This is a genomic window from Flavobacterium flabelliforme, from assembly GCF_017948675.1.
Taxonomy (GTDB): Bacteria; Bacteroidota; Bacteroidia; order Flavobacteriales; family Flavobacteriaceae; genus Flavobacterium; species Flavobacterium pygoscelis.
Genome location: NZ_JAGFBU010000001.1, coordinates 961,737 through 980,076 on the forward strand (window position 1 = coordinate 961,737; position 18,340 = coordinate 980,076).

Here is an 18,340-nt window from a genome sequence, read left to right on the forward strand (position 1 = left end):
GACATGAAATAACAACAGTTATCTCAACGCAATAAAATTATTATCCTGATCGAAATCAACAATAATTCCTTTAACACGGTGCAAATGTAAAAAATAATATCAAATCTTCAACTAAAAATACTTAAAATTTTCCTTTCACAGTCAAATAAATTTTCTAAATTTGCACCTCGTTAAAAACGCAACTCACAACTAACTACAAAACAACAAATTAAATGTCACACCTAGAACCAGAAGCTAAAATTTTTGCTTGTTCACAAAGTGTTTATCTAGCTGAAAAAATAGCGAAAGAGTACGGAATTCCTTTAGGAAAAATCACAATGTCAAAATACAGCGACGGTGAATTTCAACCTTCTTATGAGGAATCTATCAGAGGATTAAGGGTTTTTATCGTTTGTTCGACCTTCCCATCTGCAGATAATTTAATGGAATTGTTATTAATGATTGATGCTGCCAAACGCGCATCAGCTCGACATATAACAGCCGTTATCCCTTATTTTGGTTGGGCTAGACAAGACAGAAAAGACAAGCCTAGAGTTCCGATAGGAGCAAAATTAGTAGCTAATTTATTAGATGCTGCAGGCGCAACAAGAGTAATGACTATGGATCTGCATGCAGACCAAATTCAAGGTTTCTTTGAAAAACCAGTTGACCATCTTTTTGCCTCTACTATCTTTTTACCATATGTAAAAAGTTTAGGATTAGACAATCTTACGATTGCTTCTCCAGATATGGGTGGTTCTAAGAGAGCTTATGCCTACTCTAAATTTTTAGATTCAGACGTAGTTATTTGTTACAAACAAAGAAAAGAAGCCAACATCATCGACACCATGGAATTAATTGGTGAAGTAAAAGGTAAAAATGTGATTTTAGTAGATGACATGATTGATACCGGAGGAACTTTGGCGAAAGCCGCAGATTTAATGATCGAAAAAGGAGCCTTGAGCGTAAGAGCAATTTGTACTCATGCAATTTTATCAGGAGATGCTTACGAGAAAATTGAAAATTCTAAATTATTAGAATTAATTGTTACCGATTCTATCCCGTTAAAGAAAGAATCAAAAAAAATAAGAGTATTGAGCTGCGCACCTCTTTTTGCTGAAGTAATGCATATGGTACACCATAACAACTCTATCAGCGGAAAGTTTATAATGTAAAGCTACCTAATCCCTACTAGGGATTTAATCAAGAGTTTAATTAATAACTATAATAAATTTACAATGAAATCGATTACAATTAAAGGATCAGAAAGAGAAAGCGTAGGTAAAGTAGCAACTAAAGCCTTACGTAATGCTGGATTGGTTCCTTGCGTTTTATACGGAGGAAATCAGGCAGTTCACTTCTCAGCAGAAGTTATGGCTTTCAGAAGCTTGGTTTACACCCCAAACGCTCACACAGTTGAGATCGATCTTGGAAACGGAAAATCATTCAATGCAGTATTACAAGACATTCAGGTTCACCCAGTGTCTGACAAAATTTTACACATTGACTTTTTCCAATTATTTGACGACAAAGAAATCACTATGGAAGTTCCTGTGAAAATTGTTGGAAAATCAAAAGGAGTTATGGCAGGTGGAGATTTACGTTTAAACACACGTAAACTTAAAGTAAAAGCATTACCGAAAAATCTTCCTGATTTTATCGAAGCTGATATTACTCCATTAGACATGGGTAACAAATTATATGTTACTAAAGTAGCTTCTCCAGACTACAAAATCATGCACCCAGACAACACTGTTATCTGTCAAGTGAAGATTTCTCGTGCTGCTATGAAAGCGGCTCAAGAAGCAGCAAAAGCAGCAAAAGCTCCTGCAAAAGGAAAGAAAAAATAATACTTTTTCAATCATATTTAAAAGCATCAGTTGCAAAACTGGTGCTTTTTTTTTGTTTTAAAAACAAGGAGCAATCGTGCTTAGTTACTTTACAAAACCCTTCCCGCTTTTCGGTACAATCTTTTTGTTCGCTAAAAAGCTCATAAAAAGGATTTCCTCTACAATCGGGGCTATAATTGAACATTTTCTACTTTTTACTCGCCTACTAAATAAGTCCAAAAACTTATAAAATTTGAAAACCTTCAAAAAGAACAACAAACACAAAATTACAATCCCACAGTTTACCATAAATTATGTAATTAAGTTTACTTTTGCACTATGATAAAATGGATACAAGAACTGTTTTCATCAAAAAAAACAGAAGACAATACCCCAGATATGAAGAAATATTTAATAGTTGGACTCGGTAATATCGGTGCTGAGTATGTAAACACCCGCCACAATATCGGTTTTAAAGTTTTAGACTTTTTAGCCAAAAAAGAGAGTGTTTCTTTTGAAACCGTAAAATTAGGAAGCCTAGCAGAATATAAGTTCAAAGGACGAACCTTCTTACTTCTTAAACCAAACACGTATATGAACTTGAGTGGTAAAGCGGTGCAGTATTGGATGGAGAAAGAAAAGATTGCAATAGAAAACATATTAGTCATTACCGATGATTTAAATCTTTCTTTCGGAAGCATCCGCATTCGTCCAAAAGGAAGTGACGGTGGTCATAATGGATTAAAAAATATTAATCTAGTTCTAAACACTCAAAATTATGCGCGATTCCGTTTTGGCATAAGCGACGAATTCAAAAAAGGAAAGCAAGTCGATTACGTCCTTGGAGATTGGGATGATACAGAAAAGACAGCCTTACCCGAACGTTTAGAAATCGCTTCTGAAATCATAAAGTCTTTTGGAACTGCTGGTTTAGAAAACACGATGACTTCCTTTAATGGAAAATAAAAAAAGAAGTGTTTTGCAATAATAAATTCTTTTTTTTAAAGCATAATAACACAATAAACTCATTAAAAAGAGTATAAGAAAACTGATTTCAGAATACATTAGAAAATCAAAACGATGAAAAAAATTACTCTTATTTTTTTATTATCTCTTTTTTTTACCATTCATTGTGGTTTAGCACAAGGAAACATGAAGCACGAAATCGAGCTTTTTGGCAAAAAGCAACTTCTTACTGAAGGTGCAGTAATTCGATGTGTGAGTACCGAATACGAAGCATATTTAAAATCAAAAAACAACAAGAGACCTTCAACAAATGAGTTTGAAAAATGGATTTCACCTAGAATAATATCAGACAAAAAGAAAAAACAAACTTTTTCAAATGGTCTTAAATTAAATGCAACAATTCAAATTCCTGTGGTGGTTCATGTCATTCACAATGGCGACCTATTAGGTGCAGACGAAAATATTTATGATGAGCAAGTTATTTCTCAAATCAAGGTCTTAAACGAAGATTATCGAAAAAAAATCAATACTCCAGGCTACAATACCCATCCCGCTGGAGCTGATGTCGAAATTGAATTTGTACTTGCAAAAAGAGATCCTTCGGGAGTCTTGTCAAATGGTATAAATCACGTTAATTTAGAACGCGAAAGCTGGTCTTTAGAAGATATTGATGAAGTAGTAAAACCGCTGACTCAATGGAATCCAGAAAAATATCTTAATATTTGGGTCGTTAAACTCAAAAGCACAGATGTTTTGGGTTACGCACAATTTCCAAGCACTTCAGGTCTTGTGGGTTTAGATAATGATGCTGGAGACGCGGTAACCGATGGTGTCGTTATTGGCTACTCCTACTTTGGATCTTCGTCCTACTTTCCTGGAGGAACTTACACAGCTAACTATGACAAGGGAAGAACAACATCACACGAAATAGGACATTGGCTAGGATTAAGACACATTTGGGGAGACGGAGATTGTAGTGTGGATGATTATTGTGAAGACACTCCTAATGCAGGCCAATCTAACGAAGGTTGCCCAACAAATATTGATTCCTGCCCTAATTCTCCGGGATTAGATATGGTAGAAAACTATATGGATTATACTTATGATGCCTGCATGAATATTTTTACCAATGATCAAAAGACTAGAATAACCACTGTTATGAACAATTCGATCAGAAGAGCCTCGCTAAAAAATTCTGATGCGCTTTTACCAGGAACAATATTCACTAATGACGCTGCTGTAACTATTGTAGATTTAAACCTTGATCCTTGCGGTAATTCCTTTACACCTACAATCAAAATAGTTAATAAAGGAAGCGCTCCACTTACCGCTGCATCTATTACTTTCGGAATTGACAATACTAATTTACAAACCTTGGATTGGATTGGCAATTTATCAACTGACGAAGCAAAAGAAATTACGTTAAACAGTTTAAAGACCACTGGAGGCAATCACATCTTTTCTGTTTTGATCACAAAAGCAAATACAACCGTAGATCAAAACACCAATAATAATAGTGCAGCTGTAAATTTTGAAAGCACCAAAAGCTATTCATCTACAACTGTAAAATTAGCGCTTCAATTGGATGAATATGGTTCAGAAACAACTTGGAAACTAACTAACAGTGACGGTAAAACAGTATACCAAGGCGGACCTTATGTGGACACTGAAAACATTCCGCCAGTCATAAATACTACTTTTAACTTAACAAATAACGGCTGCTACACTTTTACAATATTCGACAGTGAGTCAGACGGTTTTTGTTGCAAATACGGAAATGGTTTTTACACATTAACAACCTCAACCGGTGAAATTATTGGGTCTGGCGCAGCCTTTAGAAATCAAAAAACAAATCACTTTATAATAGGCGCAATACCAACAGAGGAAACGAAGGAATCAAAAAGTGTTTTTGTATATCCAAATCCCGCCTCAAGTTTATTAAATATATTCATTGAGAATAGCACAATAAACCCAGATAATTACACCATTGTAAATAGTTTGGGTCAAATTATAAAATCGAAAAAAATTGTAACAAAGCAAGATTTACAAGTAAATGTATCTGATATTGCTCAAGGCATTTATTTTTTGAAATTAACAAAAAATGAATCCGAAATAAAGACCATTCGATTCATAAAGAAATAAACAAATTAGAATAGTTAAAAAAAGGATTGAAGTTTTCAATCCTTTTTTAGATTTATCAATTGTATGTCTTAAATTTGCCATTATAAAACACTTGCTTTGAAGATTTTTCATTCTATAAACGATTTCAGTTCTACAAAAAAAACAGTTATAACTTTAGGCACCTTTGACGGCGTTCATATTGGTCACAAAAAAATCCTTGAAAGAGTTATACAAAACACCGATAATGAAAAATACGAAAGTTTAGTACTTACTTTTTTTCCACATCCGAGAATGGTTTTACAAGAAGACTGTGACATTAAGTTACTCAATAGCATTGATGAAAAAATAGAATTATTAGAAAAAATTGGACTTGAAAACTTAGTCATTCACCCTTTTGATGAAACTTTTTCAAGACTTACAGCCGAAGATTTTGTAAAAACTATTTTAATAGATCGATTTCATATTCACAAAATAATTATTGGTTACGACCATCGTTTTGGCAGAAATCGTACTGCCAATATTGACGACCTTATTTCATTTGGGGAACAATATGGTTTTGAAGTAGAGCAAATTTCGGTTCAAGAAATCAATGAAATTTCAGTTAGTTCTACAAAAATTAGAACGGCACTTCTAGACGGCAACATGACTTTAGCTAATGATTATTTAGGTTATGATTATTTTTTAACTGGCACTGTAATCTTAGGAAAACAATTGGGAAGAACCATAAATTTTCCAACAGCGAACTTAAAAATTCTAGAAAACTATAAACTGATTCCTCAGAATGGCGTATATATTGTAAAAAGTTATATAGAGAACAAAATAGTTTACGGAATGATGAACATTGGTTTTAACCCAACAGTGGATGGTCAAAATCACTCTATAGAAATTCATTATTTTGACTTCGATGCTGATTTATACGATAAGAAACTCCAGGTTTCTGTCTTACAAAGAATTCGCTCCGAACAAAAATTCGCTTCTGTTACCTTGTTAAAAGAGCAACTGGAAAAAGACAAACAAATAGCAATCAGCTATTTGAATGATTTATAAATAAGCTATGTATTCTTTATTTTTTAAGAATAATTTTCTTTTTGTTGTAAATTTGAGTTTAAATCATTATTTATCAAGTAATTATAACCTTAAATCAGCAACATGAAAATACCTAAAGAATTAGTAAATGGATGGATTATAGTACTGGGAATTGGACTTTATTTCTTAGTAATGGAACTTTTGGGCTTAGCCGATATTTATCTTCTTCGTGTTTTTAATGTTTTGTTCATTTTTTACGGAACGAATAGAACACTAAAAGCTAATTTTATTGAAGGAAAAAAATCATTAGGCTCCAACGGAATGTCTGCATTATTGACAGCAATAATTGGTGTTTTTCTTAGTGTAGTTGCGCTTATTTCTTACAGTTATTTTAAAGGTGGAGACGAATATATTGCCACTTTATCTAAAACTTTTCTTTTTGGAGGAGAACCTTCCATAATGACCTATTCTATTTCACTTTTATTTGAAGGATTTAGTTCTGCAGTAATTGTCACCTTTATTTTAATGTTACTTTGGGACACTCGTTATAGATCTGACAAACATAGTGTTAAAGTATAAACGCATTGTAGTTGTAATTTATTCTTTATCTGAAATTAAAATAGTAATTAAGGTTTTATAAGTTTTATAAAATTTAATTTATAAGCGTATTTTATTTAAAAAATAGATTTTAAAAACGCAAATAAAGCTTTGTTAGTAGCGATTATTTCTACTGTTAAAAAAAGATCATGACTAATATTTTAGAAACGAATGCATTGATTCTTTAGAACAATTTAACTACTTTTGGAACATCAAAAAATCGTATCGATGAGTATTACAAAACACAATTGGACTAAAGACGAGATAATCGCAATATATAATAAACCTATGATGGATTTGCTTTTTGAAGCAGCTACTATTCATAGAGAGCATCATGATCCTAATGTGGTTCAGGTATCCACTTTACTATCTATAAAAACTGGGGGATGTCCGGAAGATTGTGGATATTGTCCACAAGCAGCTCGTTACCACACTGAAATTGAAGGAAACGATCTTATGTCTGTTAGTCAAGTAAAAGCACAAGCTTTGCGTGCAAAATCTACAGGATCTTCTCGTGTATGCATGGGAGCAGCCTGGAGAAATGTAAAAGATGGACCAGAGTTTGATCAAGTTTTAGAAATGGTTCGTACCATTAATAAACTAGACATGGAAGTATGTTGTACCTTGGGTATGATTACTGAAAATCAAGCACACCGTTTAGCCGAAGCAGGATTATATGCTTACAATCACAATTTAGATACTTCTGAGGAATATTATAAAGAAGTTATTTCAACTCGTGGTTTTGAAGACCGTTTGCAAACTATCGAAAACGTACGCAAAACGAATGTTACCGTATGTAGTGGTGGAATTATTGGAATGGGAGAAAGTATCGAAGATAGAGCCGGAATGTTAGTGGCGCTTTCTACATTAAATCCTCAACCGGAATCAGTGCCAATTAATGCATTAGTTGCCGTTGAAGGAACTCCTATGGAAGAAGAAAAACCTGTAGAAATTTGGGAAATGATACGAATGGTTGCTACAACTAGAATCATTATGCCAGAAACACAAGTTAGATTATCAGCAGGAAGAATGAACATGAGTCGCGAAGGTCAAGCCATGTGCTTTTTTGCTGGAGCCAATTCTATATTTGCAGGAGACAAATTGCTTACTACTCCTAATCCAGATGTAAACGAAGACATGAAAATGTTTGAAATGCTAGGTTTGAACCCACAAAAACCTTTTACAAAAGTTTCACAGCCACAAACCGTTGAAGCATTAGACTCGCAATTTGCTCCGTTAGGCGAAAAACCTAAATGGTCTAGACCAGGACATGAAATTGAAAGAAACCTAGAAGCATCTGCAAAAGGTAAAACAGTTTAACAACGGCTTTAAAATCAATCTATATTTTATAAATCATGCTCCTAGTATTTCTAGGAGCATTTTTTTTGCAATAGGAACCAAATCCTATTCACAATTTATATAAACAACTGTTTTTTTAATTTTTAAGGAACGATAACTTTCCTTGTACTACTTTTTCCATTGTCTAAAAGCACTTTAACTATTAGAATCTGTTGTTTTATAAAAGAATTGGCTATTTGAAAGTAGGCATCATTTATAGAATCTTTATGCCAGATTCTTTTTCCTGAAATATCATAAACAGTGATCTCATCGATTAAATTATCTAAAGAATTTATTTTTAAAAAATCATTTTGAAAACTAATAATCAATCTATTATCAGGTTTTACAACCTCATAAAGATCTAGTGTTTTATCTGTATATCGAATGACAAATCGATCATTAAAAGTTCCTATTGCCGTTTCGAAATTATAATTAGCTTTTTTTAAATCAAAAATAACATTAGTTAACTTATCTTCTAAGAAAACAGATTTGTGTAACAAAATACCATCTATCTGATCAATACTAATTGTAAACAAACCCGCAATAGTAGTTCGATATCCTATAAAAACCAAATCATCTTCATCAAAGGGCACAGCTCTTCCTTGAATTACTAAATTCTTATCTTGACTAATACTATAAAAATCTAGATATTGATTCCCATTGAAACTTTCTCCATCAAAGGAAGAGTCATATTCATTTGTAGCTCCAGAACTATATCCTATTAAAGCTTGCTTAAAGAGACCTTCTTTATTTGATAAATTCAACCAAATACGATGTTTTTCAAGTTGATTTATTTTAGATTTCTTATCCCCTTTGGATTTGAAAAAAGAGGCATTCTGATCAATCACACGCATACTATTATTAAAAATGACGTTTTTACCGCTACTAATACTTGTTGTAAAAAACGCTTGTCCAGAAGCAGTTTTGCCGTCAGGCTTAGTGTTATTTAACCCTAAATTGTTAGCGGCTCTGGTTGCTACACCACCCAATCTATTATAAACCGCATAATCACTAGAAGTATATTCATTATTAGTAATTGGTGTGTTATGAGTCCATAAATAAATAGTTCCATCCAGAACTTCAGAGTTGACCGCTAGGAATACATCAGCATCAATTGCAGAAGGGTAAGGATTTCCCAAGAGATTTGAAGTATTATTCGATCCAACTGATATTAAAAATTCTCCATTATTTGGAATACCTAAAAACTCAGCCTTGTAAATAGCCGGATCTATTGCAGAAAAATCTTCAGGACCTCGAATTATATATCCTTTACCCTGTTTCATTACTTGAGATGGCAACTCAGTCAACCAATCATTTGTCGCAGCATCAAAAGAGTAGAATTTATCCGAAAGCGTATTGGGAGATAGATCAATTAATTTTTGACTAAAAACGGGCGATGACCAATAACTATAATCCGTACTTACAACAGCAGTAGTTTCTCTTTCTAGATTCATAACTCCCGTATTTACAATCTCATCATCCGATTGATAAAGGGACGCATTATTTTCTAAATGCAAAATTCCAATACCCGAAAAATCAAAAGTAAGAGCTAAAGTATTACCCTTTTTAACGGTAACTTTATGTCCTGAAGCTATTGCGCATAAACAAGAATTAACCGTTGCTGTAATATTGTAATCAGAATTAAAATGCAATTCCTTTCCTACCGAAGGTGGTCCGTTACTCCATGACACTCCATCCCAAATAGAACTATTATTACACAATTTAAGTCTAGCGATGCGATGTTTGGTTACTCCAGAAACCGAATTAAAATTTCCTCCAATAATTACTTTTGCATCTGGCGTAAAACAAATACTGAATAATGTACTATTTAAGTCCGCTATAAAACTAGGATCATGACCTCCGTCTGACAGTAATCTTAATAGGCGTTTGACTGGTTTCCCATTGAAGGTGCCGGAAAATGTACCACCTATTAATAAGCGATTGTCTGGCTGAACTAAAATAGATCTAATTTCACCGTTACTAAAACCGGAACCGATTTGAAAACTACTATCTAACCCACCATTGTTATTTAATCTTACAATCCTTTTAACTGCATTCCCATTATAATTTAAAAAAGAGCCTCCAATAATAATTTTATTATCGGGAAGCATCGCCAATGAGAAAACATTTTTGTCAAAACCTAAACCAACAGAAAAACCCAAATCAACACTTCCATCAGTATTTAAACGAACCAACTTACTTTTAGAAAACCCATTGTAATTTGAAAATCGACCCCCTAAAAGTATTTTTCCATCAGGCTGTATTAAAACGGTTTCTACTATAGCATCAGCACCTAAACCAGTATTAAAAGTTGCATCAATAGCGCCATTAGCCAATAATCGAATAATCCTGTTGGCAGCACTACCGTTATAACTTGTAAAATTACCTCCGACAATAATTTTTCCATCACTTTGCAAGGACAATGCATACACTTGATTATTAAATCCAGTACCAATTGTAAAACTCTGATCAATAGAACCATCAGCTAAAACACGAGCAATTCGATTATTTAAAAAACCGTTATAGCTAAGAAAGCTTCCTGCAAAAAGAATTTTATTATCAGGTTGTATTACTGCAGCTCTAATACTATTACCAGCACCAATGCCGTTTGAATTAAAGGTTAAATCTATTGTGCCATCCTCTAATAATCGAGCAATCCTATTGGCGACAGCGCCATTAAACTTAGTAAAATTTCCAAAAATCATGGTTTTATTATCCGATAACGAAATAATTTTTAAAACAGAATTATCAAAACCAACTCCAGCTGTTAAATAGCCAATATCTAATGTGCCGTTATTATCAATCTTAGCCAATCTTCCTTGATTTTGAGAATCAAACACTAAAAAAGAACCACCAATATACCAATTACCGCTTGCATCTGATGCCAAAGTTAATATAGTAGCCGTAGCAGGACCAGAACTAATATCAAATGTTGGAACAATGCTACCATTAGAATCTAAGTACACTAACCTATTAACATCAGTTCCATTATAAAAAGAATGAAATGAACCGCCAACCATAATAGAGCCATTATTACCTAATTTTATAACGTAAACACCTCCGTCACTAAATCCTGTTCCTATATTGAAAGAAGCATCTACACTACCATCATTATTTAATCGAAGTATCTTATGGGCAGAAACAGCATTATAGTTTAGAAAATCACCTCCAACTAGAATTTTACCATCTGTTTGAAGGGCAAGAGTTCTGACAGTATCATCAAAACCCAAATCAGTACTAAAAGTAGAATCAAAAGAACCATTGCTATTTAATCTAATAATTCTGCCACAAGCAGTTCCATTAAAAACAGTAAAAGAACCCGCAATTAGTATTTTACCATCGGACTGAATTTGAATAGCATCCACTAAACCATTGGCACCAGTTCCCGTTGCAAATGAAGTGTCAAGAGTACCATTTAGCAAAATCCTAGCAATTTTATTTACAGCAACACCATTATATTTTGCAAAACTACCTACAACAACTATACTACCATCGGTTTGCATAGCAATTACATGAATTATTCCAGAGTTTGCTGCTACTGCTGTATCAAAAGTAAGATCTTGAGAACCATCAGAATTCAGCCGAACTAACTTTCCGATAACGGAACCATTATACAAAGTAAAAGAACCTCCAATTATTATTTTTCCATCAGACTGTATCAACGAAGAATATACATTTGCATTAAAACTACTTCCTAATAAGAACGAAGTATCTTTACTCCCGTCCGGAAATAAGCGGCATAAATAAGGCGTTGGAGCACCATTAAAGTTTAGAAATTCCCCTCCTACAATTAGTTTTCCATCAGATTGCAGCGAAACCGTTCGAACCACTCCATCAAATCCATCACCTAACAAGCCACTATCATAAGTATTAAAAGCTGCATCAGATTTTCCTTGTTGCGAATAACCAACTGTTGACATCAAAAAACCAAATGCAATGCCGAATAAAAGTAGTTTTGTTTTCAAATCTAGATGGTTTTAAGGTTTCTATTAAAAATAGCCAAACAGAAAATATTTCCTATTTTAAATAAAAATAATCAGAAAAGAAAAAATACACAATACCCACATTTAGTGATATTTACAAAAAATTAAATGCTACTTAGACTATTAAAAAAAACAAATAGCAACTCTATTCCTATAAAAAAAATCAGGATTTAAGTCAATCATTTAATATTAACCAAATTTGATTAACGGTTAAAAAAAAATCCCATTCTGTTTAGATCAGAATGGGATATATTTAATAATTTGGAGACTTGTATTAGTTTTAAAAGGCTATTTTTTTAGTGATTACTTTATCACTACTTAAAGTAACTTTGACAATTCCAACTTGTTTGCTTAAACCAATAGTTGAAGAACGGAATTCAGTCTCATTAAGCAGTTCTTTATCCAAGACTTTTTTACCTAATAAATCAAAAACAGTTACTCGTTTGATTGTTTCGATTTCCGATTTTATTTTTAATTCCTTTTTATCTTTAGAAATAATAACTTGCTCATTCAACAAATCAAAATCAACATTTCCTAAAATTTTATTGGTGTAACGTAACACAAACCGGTCATTAAAAACTCCAGCTTCTGTAGTAAATGTGTAAGCACCTTTTTTCAAATCATGAACTACGTTTAACATTTTATCTTCAATAAAGATATTTTGAGATTCGATAGCACCATCAACTTGATCGATATCAATACTCATAGTTACTTTATCTTTACTTCTATACCCTAGAGGAACAATATCACTTGCCTCAAATGGCAAAGCCCTACCCTGAATTGCAAAGTTTGTTTCTTGGTTTATACTATAGAAATCTGCAAGTTCATTTCCATCAAAAGTCTCTCCATCATAACCATTATCATATTCATTTGTAGCTCCAGTAATATAACCCACTAATAACTGCTTAAAAGCACCTTCATCACTATAAAGATTCAACCAAAGTCGATTCTTTTCGATAGAAGTAGTTTTTTTTGATTTTGTAGTGGCTGTCTTAAAAAACTGATTATTAGTACCTGTATTTCCTTTTACGCCCACTCGCATACTATTGGTAAATTTAATAATATTAGACTCAGGTGAAAGTTTAGTATTCGCAAAAAACCCTTGCCCTGCAGCAATTTTTCCGTTAGGTATAAAAGGATTATTAAGCGATTTATCTGGATCGCTAGGAGCAGCTTTCGCAGTTGCTGTACCACCAGTTAAGTTGTATGTAGCATAATCGTCCCCAGAGTAGGCATATAAACCAGAACCTGGCTTACTAACTCCTATACCAACTTGCGTTTTGTGTGTCCAGAAATAAAGAGTTCCATCTAACACATCTCTATTATCAATTAAAAATTGGTCTGCATCTAATGCCGAAGGATATGGATTTCCAACAAGATAGGACTTCCCTTCAAAAATATTAGGAATAGAGTACGCACCATTATTTGGAGTGCCTTCAAAAGTAACTTGTAAAAAACTAAGAGGATTTGCATTGATTGGTCCAGGACCCCTAATGCTATAACCACGTGCAGGAATCATTTCATTAGACATTGATTCACTTTGCCAATATTGGTTTACAGCATCTACATAAAATGAATCAAAATAAGTTCCTTCAAGATTAGCTGGTTGGTATTCCATTCCTCCAGTACCTCCTAATTTTGATTGCGCTACTGGCGAAGACCAATAGGTAAAATCAGTATTTCTAACCCCAGTGTTGGTTACTCTTACATATTTTATTTTACCATAATTGAGGGCTGCATCATTAATCTGCACTAGACTTCCTGTATTTTCTATCGTCAATGAAGCTCCTACCGTATTTAAACCGTTTGTAAGTGTTAAGGTATGACCTGAATTGATGGTGACATTTTTCCCTGTATTTACTTTACAGTCACACCCTACTATATTTCCTGAAGAAGAATAATTGGACGCAAAAACAATACTTTGCTCAATCGTTGGCGGACCATTAGTCCATCCATTGTTGTATGTTGCCACTAGAGGCAATGCTTTTATGAAAACACTAACTGATGGTGATGAACTACAACTTCCATTTGAAACGGTAAAAGTGTAATTTGTATTAGGATTTAAACCACTTACTGTAGTAGTTGCATTAGTCCCCGAAGTTCCTAGTAAATTTGCTGTGGCAGGAATTGTAGTTATGGTCCAAGAACCTGTTGGCAAACCAGTCAGCTCAACACTTCCTGTTTTAATTAGACAATCAGGATGTTTTATCGTTGTAGAAAAAGGAGCTGTAGGCTTTGGATTTATAGTAACTGAAAAAACATTCTTAAAACTGAAACATCCAACAGAATTTTTTACTACAAGCACGCCTGAATAAGTTCCGGCTGGAACACTTGATGGAATAGCGATTGTATTGATTGTTCCTCCTCCAGCTACAAAAGCGAATCCAGTATCAATTTGATTTACTAATCCTGCAGTAGTAGCTGCTGTATCCCAATTTATACTATACTTCGTAGGCGAACCCATTGTTGCTGTATAAATAAGAGAAGCGTTTTGAGCAGCCGTGCTGTAACAAATAGGATTAGTAGTTGCCGTAGCATTAATTGCAATAGTATTTGTAACCACTTTAGACAAGGAACTTGTGTCGCTACAACTATTTCTATATCTTACATAATAAGTTGTTCTACCTGTAGTTGGACTTACAGTAACACTAGCTGGTAAAACATTAGATGTTGCTACAACTGCCCCTCCATCTGTATAAAACTCAGCATATCCTCCTAAACCACCTAGAGAACCCCCATTAGCAGTTAATGTAATAGTGCCATTACATGCAACAGTAGTATTAGTAAATGATGTAGGTACAGTTGGCGGTCCTGCTACTACCTGTATAATTACAATGGTAGCATCAGAGTAAATACCCGAAGTAACTGTTCTTCTATACCAAGTAGTTCTATTAACAGTATTATTTGGAACAGTATAATTTATTTCATCATTTATACCACTAGCAACTGTATAACCAGTAGTAGCATTTGTTGTGCTTTTTTCCCACAAATAAGTATAAGCACCATTACCACCCGTTGGGGTCGAACCATTAATAACAAATGAGGGAACTGAAGTTGATGTACAAAAAGGTTGTGCATAAGTAGCAACAACATTATAAGATTTCACCACACCGTAACAAGGATCACCAAAAGTATTATTATAAGATCCAGCAGCAGGAATAGTTGCTATATTACTACCTAAAAGCTGTGTAGTTACGGTACGACTATTAAAAGCATGGCAGGAGCCAATGGTGAAATTAGGAATTACACCACCCGGTTTTCCATAACTCGCAAATTTTACGTTAATAAAAGCAGTTCCTGCTGGAGCAGATAACGTTACTGGTCCGTCATTTTCTCCGTTAGAACCCGCAATTTGACCTGTATTCCCATTAGAATAAGATGCAAAGTTATTATCAATAGCAGTACCAGGTGCACTACCATTTACATTAATCTTCCCAGTAACTTGAGCAAAAAAGGTATCGTTAGTATTAACTGCAATTGGATTTGAGGTTGTGCTACCCCAAGTGTCAGCAAGTGGCCCAGCACCACCAAGTGTAAGGATTTTAGCAGGATGCGTAAAAGCGCCTAAATTAGCGGAAACTCCTGTTTGAATAGCTAACAAGTTAGTTGTCGCAGTTATTCCTGTAAAAGTTTTAGTTCCTGATCCCGATAAAGTAAGATTATAGTAAGTTGTAGCTTTTACTGTTTGATTTGATCCATAATAATTAACTGTATTTTCTGTGATGCTTGTAGCGAGTGTAGTTGCTGCAGCAATACTTCCTCCAATATTTAAAACTCCATTAATATTATTGGTTAATTTTCCTGAACCAGATAATGCTGTAATAACAGTAAGATTATCATTATTTATTAGATTAATGTTATTAACCTGTAAATTTGGAATTACTATATCTCCAACTAATGACTGATTATTAGTGTCAAATAATTGAATTCCATTTCCGGCAGAAAAAGTACCATAATTAGTAATACCTCCTCTAAAAGTTATTCCCTCATTTATAACATTATTCCAAACTCCATTACTATCTATAGTTACAAGACCAATAAAAATTTCATTCCCATTAGTACTAGTAAAATTTAAAGTTCCTAAAACTGAAGTTAAGCCATTCACCAAAATACTTTTTTTATCAACAGTTAAAGTTGCACCATAATTAATGGTTAAAGAATTACATACAGCATCATTTGATGAAATTGTTGGTTGTCTACTAGTGTTAGGTATTACAACATCATTAACACCAATAGGAACTCCTACTGGTGTCCAGTTAGCAGGAGTACTCCAGTTATTATTAGAAGAACCATTCCATGTTTTTATTTGCCCAATAGCAAAAGAGGAAATTAATAATAGCAAAAAAATCCAGCAATATTTAATTAGAAAGTAATTTTTAATCATGAGCAAAATTTTATATATTGGGCTAAATAATCAATATTTGAGCCGTATTTTTTTGTTTAAAAACTGTAAAGACAGTCAATCGCGCAATATAGTCTGCCGTTTTAAATAAAAAGAAATCTAATCGACTAAGAGCTGATTTACCCGTTGAAATACATCTTTTGGATTTATTACTTTTAGTTAAAATCAGCAAACTATTCCAGTAAAAATAAGTGTTGAGAAAAAAATTAGTACCCGTTTACTCTTTGAAGTGATAAGGATTGAAGTGAATTGAAAAGAATTCTTATTATTACATTCTTTTTCCAGCTTTTTTATACTAAAAAATAATTTTATTAATCCCTATAGTGCATCGATAGGTTTATTTTTGAAATAGTATTTTTGTCCTCAATGCAGATTTCAAAAAATGGGGTCGACCTATAAAAACTTAGACATGAAAGATGTTTTTACCATAAAAGAAGCTTTATCCAAAATAGAACATTTTTGTGCCTATCAAGAACGGTGTCATGAGGAAGTGATTCAAAAACTTTACAGCATGAAAATGGATTCTGAAGAAATCGACACGATTTTAGTTCAACTCATCTCAGACAATTTCCTCAATGAAGAACGCTTTGCTTGCAGTTTTGCCAGAGGAAAACACCGTATCAAGCAATGGGGGAAAATTAGAATTACGAACGAATTAAAGTTTAAAAAGATAAATCAAACATTAATAAATACAGCACTTAAAGAAATAAGTGCAGAAGAATACCTAGCTACTTTTCACACATTAGCCGAAAAAAATTGGCAATCTATTCGAGAAACAAACACTCTTAAAAAGAAGAAAAAGTTCTGTGACTACTTACTTAGAAAAGGTTTTGAAAGCCATTTAATTTACGATAAAGTAAAAGAATTAGAAATAGATTCAAAAAAATAACATCCTAAATACTACAAGGACAACAAAATACTCACCGCATTTCCTCCAAAACCAACAGCATTGATCAATACTTTTTTTATGGGTTTAGTTTTTATTTGTTCGCTTAAGAAAGGAATTCCAATAAAAACGTCCTTCTGCATCATCATGATAGCAAGTTCTATACTCAATATTCCTGACGCCCCAAAAGTGTGACCAATTTTCCATTTGTTACTGGTTAAAAGCGGCAATTGTTCACCAAAAACTATTTCTATAGCTCGGTATTCTGTCAAATCGCCTTTTACGGTTCCTGGCGCATGCATCACTATTACATCTACATCTGATAAAGAGGTGTTTTGCAAAGCCATTTTCATCGATTTCTGAAAACAAGTTGCTTCTGCAGAAATTGAAATGTTATGCTCTAAGATTTCAGTAGCATACCCTATTCCTTCTATGTAAGCCAAAGCATTTTCCTTTTTGCCAATTTCAAGACAACACACTCCAGCTCCTTCACCAAGAATCATAGTACTCTGTTTCTTTTCTAAATCTAAGGCTCGATTTGGCCATTGAATAGTTTCATTAGCTGCATTTTCGTGATTTGAGTAAATCTTCAAAGCACGCATTTGAGCAATCGTAAAATCAGTTAATGGCGCTTCACTTCCACCTACCATAAACTTATCTGCCATACCAGCTCGAAGCCAGGCTATACCATTTAGAACGGAGTGCAAAGCAGTAGAACAAGTTATAGAATGAGATATTTCAGGTCCTACACTTTGCAAGTCGTGTGCTACCCATGAAGAAATGTTCCCCAAAGTGGTCGTAGGAGAAGCTAGCGTTTGAGCTTTTCCAGTTGCTACATATTCGCGATAATGTTTTTCAAATAAATCAGTGGCACCACGAGAAGAACCTATGTTAATACCAAAAGTATCTTCCTGCGTCCAACCTGCAGTAGCCATTGCTTTTCTAGAAACTAACATCGCATACAAAACAGATTTATCTAAAGATTTATATTTATTATCCGATTGTCTTAATGAATCTATCAACAAATTAGAATCATTATCTAAACCGGCAACTATCGTTTTTTTATGGTCTAAATTCTGAGCCGTAAAAAAATGCTGTTCTCGAAGGTAATTCTCCCATATCTTTATAGGTTCAGTACCTAATGCAGAAATAGAATTGATAGCAGTTATAGAAATAGTTTGTAACAAAATATTAAATTTATTTGCAGAAATTG

11 protein-coding genes are annotated in these 18,340 nt (G+C 33.5%); 8 read left to right on the forward strand and 3 right to left on the reverse strand.

Annotation, left to right across the window (positions count from 1 at the left end; genetic code table 11):
• Positions 1-212 precede the first annotated feature (212 nt).
• The 7 genes from J3S90_RS04255 to bioB all read left to right on the forward strand — a co-directional run bounded on the left by J3S90_RS04255 (position 213) and on the right by bioB (position 7,838).
• On the forward strand, positions 213-1,154 hold the full coding sequence (locus J3S90_RS04255) for a ribose-phosphate pyrophosphokinase (protein ID WP_188049127.1): 942 nt from the start codon (positions 213-215) through the stop codon (positions 1,152-1,154).
• Positions 1,155-1,217: 63 nt separating this feature from the next.
• Positions 1,218-1,829, forward strand: coding sequence for a 50S ribosomal protein L25/general stress protein Ctc (locus J3S90_RS04260; protein WP_188049128.1), 612 nt, complete (start codon positions 1,218-1,220; stop codon positions 1,827-1,829).
• 318 nt (positions 1,830-2,147) lie between these two features.
• Positions 2,148-2,774, forward strand: a complete 627-nt coding sequence (gene pth / locus J3S90_RS04265; RefSeq protein WP_188049129.1) for an aminoacyl-tRNA hydrolase — start codon at positions 2,148-2,150, stop codon at positions 2,772-2,774.
• Between the two features lie 114 nt (positions 2,775-2,888).
• Positions 2,889-4,916, forward strand: coding sequence for a M43 family zinc metalloprotease (locus J3S90_RS04270; protein ID WP_210644955.1), 2,028 nt, complete (start codon positions 2,889-2,891; stop codon positions 4,914-4,916).
• Positions 4,917-5,012: 96 nt separating this feature from the next.
• Positions 5,013-5,942: a bifunctional riboflavin kinase/FAD synthetase gene (locus tag J3S90_RS04275; RefSeq protein WP_210644956.1), complete on the forward strand. Its 930-nt coding sequence runs from the start codon at positions 5,013-5,015 to the stop codon at positions 5,940-5,942.
• 102 nt (positions 5,943-6,044) lie between these two features.
• Positions 6,045-6,500 (forward strand): hypothetical protein, encoded by a 456-nt coding sequence (locus J3S90_RS04280; RefSeq protein ID WP_188049132.1) that lies wholly within the window; start codon positions 6,045-6,047, stop codon positions 6,498-6,500.
• Positions 6,501-6,746: 246 nt separating this feature from the next.
• The gene (gene bioB, locus J3S90_RS04285; protein WP_210644958.1) at positions 6,747-7,838 is read left to right on the forward strand and encodes a biotin synthase BioB; all 1,092 of its coding nucleotides are present in this window, start codon (positions 6,747-6,749) and stop codon (positions 7,836-7,838) included.
• A 122-nt stretch (positions 7,839-7,960) separates the two neighbouring features.
• Here bioB and J3S90_RS04290 read toward each other — a convergent pair whose 3' ends face one another.
• Together J3S90_RS04290 and J3S90_RS04295 are read right to left on the reverse strand one after the other, a co-directional pair.
• The gene (locus J3S90_RS04290; RefSeq protein WP_236023878.1) at positions 7,961-11,821 is read right to left on the reverse strand and encodes a T9SS sorting signal type C domain-containing protein; all 3,861 of its coding nucleotides are present in this window, start codon (positions 11,819-11,821) and stop codon (positions 7,961-7,963) included.
• Between the two features lie 298 nt (positions 11,822-12,119).
• Positions 12,120-16,223, reverse strand: a complete 4,104-nt coding sequence (locus J3S90_RS04295) for a T9SS sorting signal type C domain-containing protein (RefSeq protein WP_210644960.1) — start codon at positions 16,221-16,223, stop codon at positions 12,120-12,122.
• 400 nt (positions 16,224-16,623) lie between these two features.
• Here J3S90_RS04295 and J3S90_RS04300 point away from each other — a divergent pair, with 400 nt between their 5' ends.
• Positions 16,624-17,130 (forward strand): regulatory protein RecX, encoded by a 507-nt coding sequence (locus tag J3S90_RS04300; RefSeq protein ID WP_394369394.1) that lies wholly within the window; start codon positions 16,624-16,626, stop codon positions 17,128-17,130.
• Between the two features lie 11 nt (positions 17,131-17,141).
• Here the strand turns inward: J3S90_RS04300 and J3S90_RS04305 are convergent, their stop codons facing one another.
• Complete coding sequence (locus J3S90_RS04305) at positions 17,142-18,314, reverse strand: beta-ketoacyl synthase N-terminal-like domain-containing protein (protein WP_210644962.1); 1,173 nt, start codon at positions 18,312-18,314, stop codon at positions 17,142-17,144.
• Positions 18,315-18,340 lie beyond the last annotated feature (26 nt).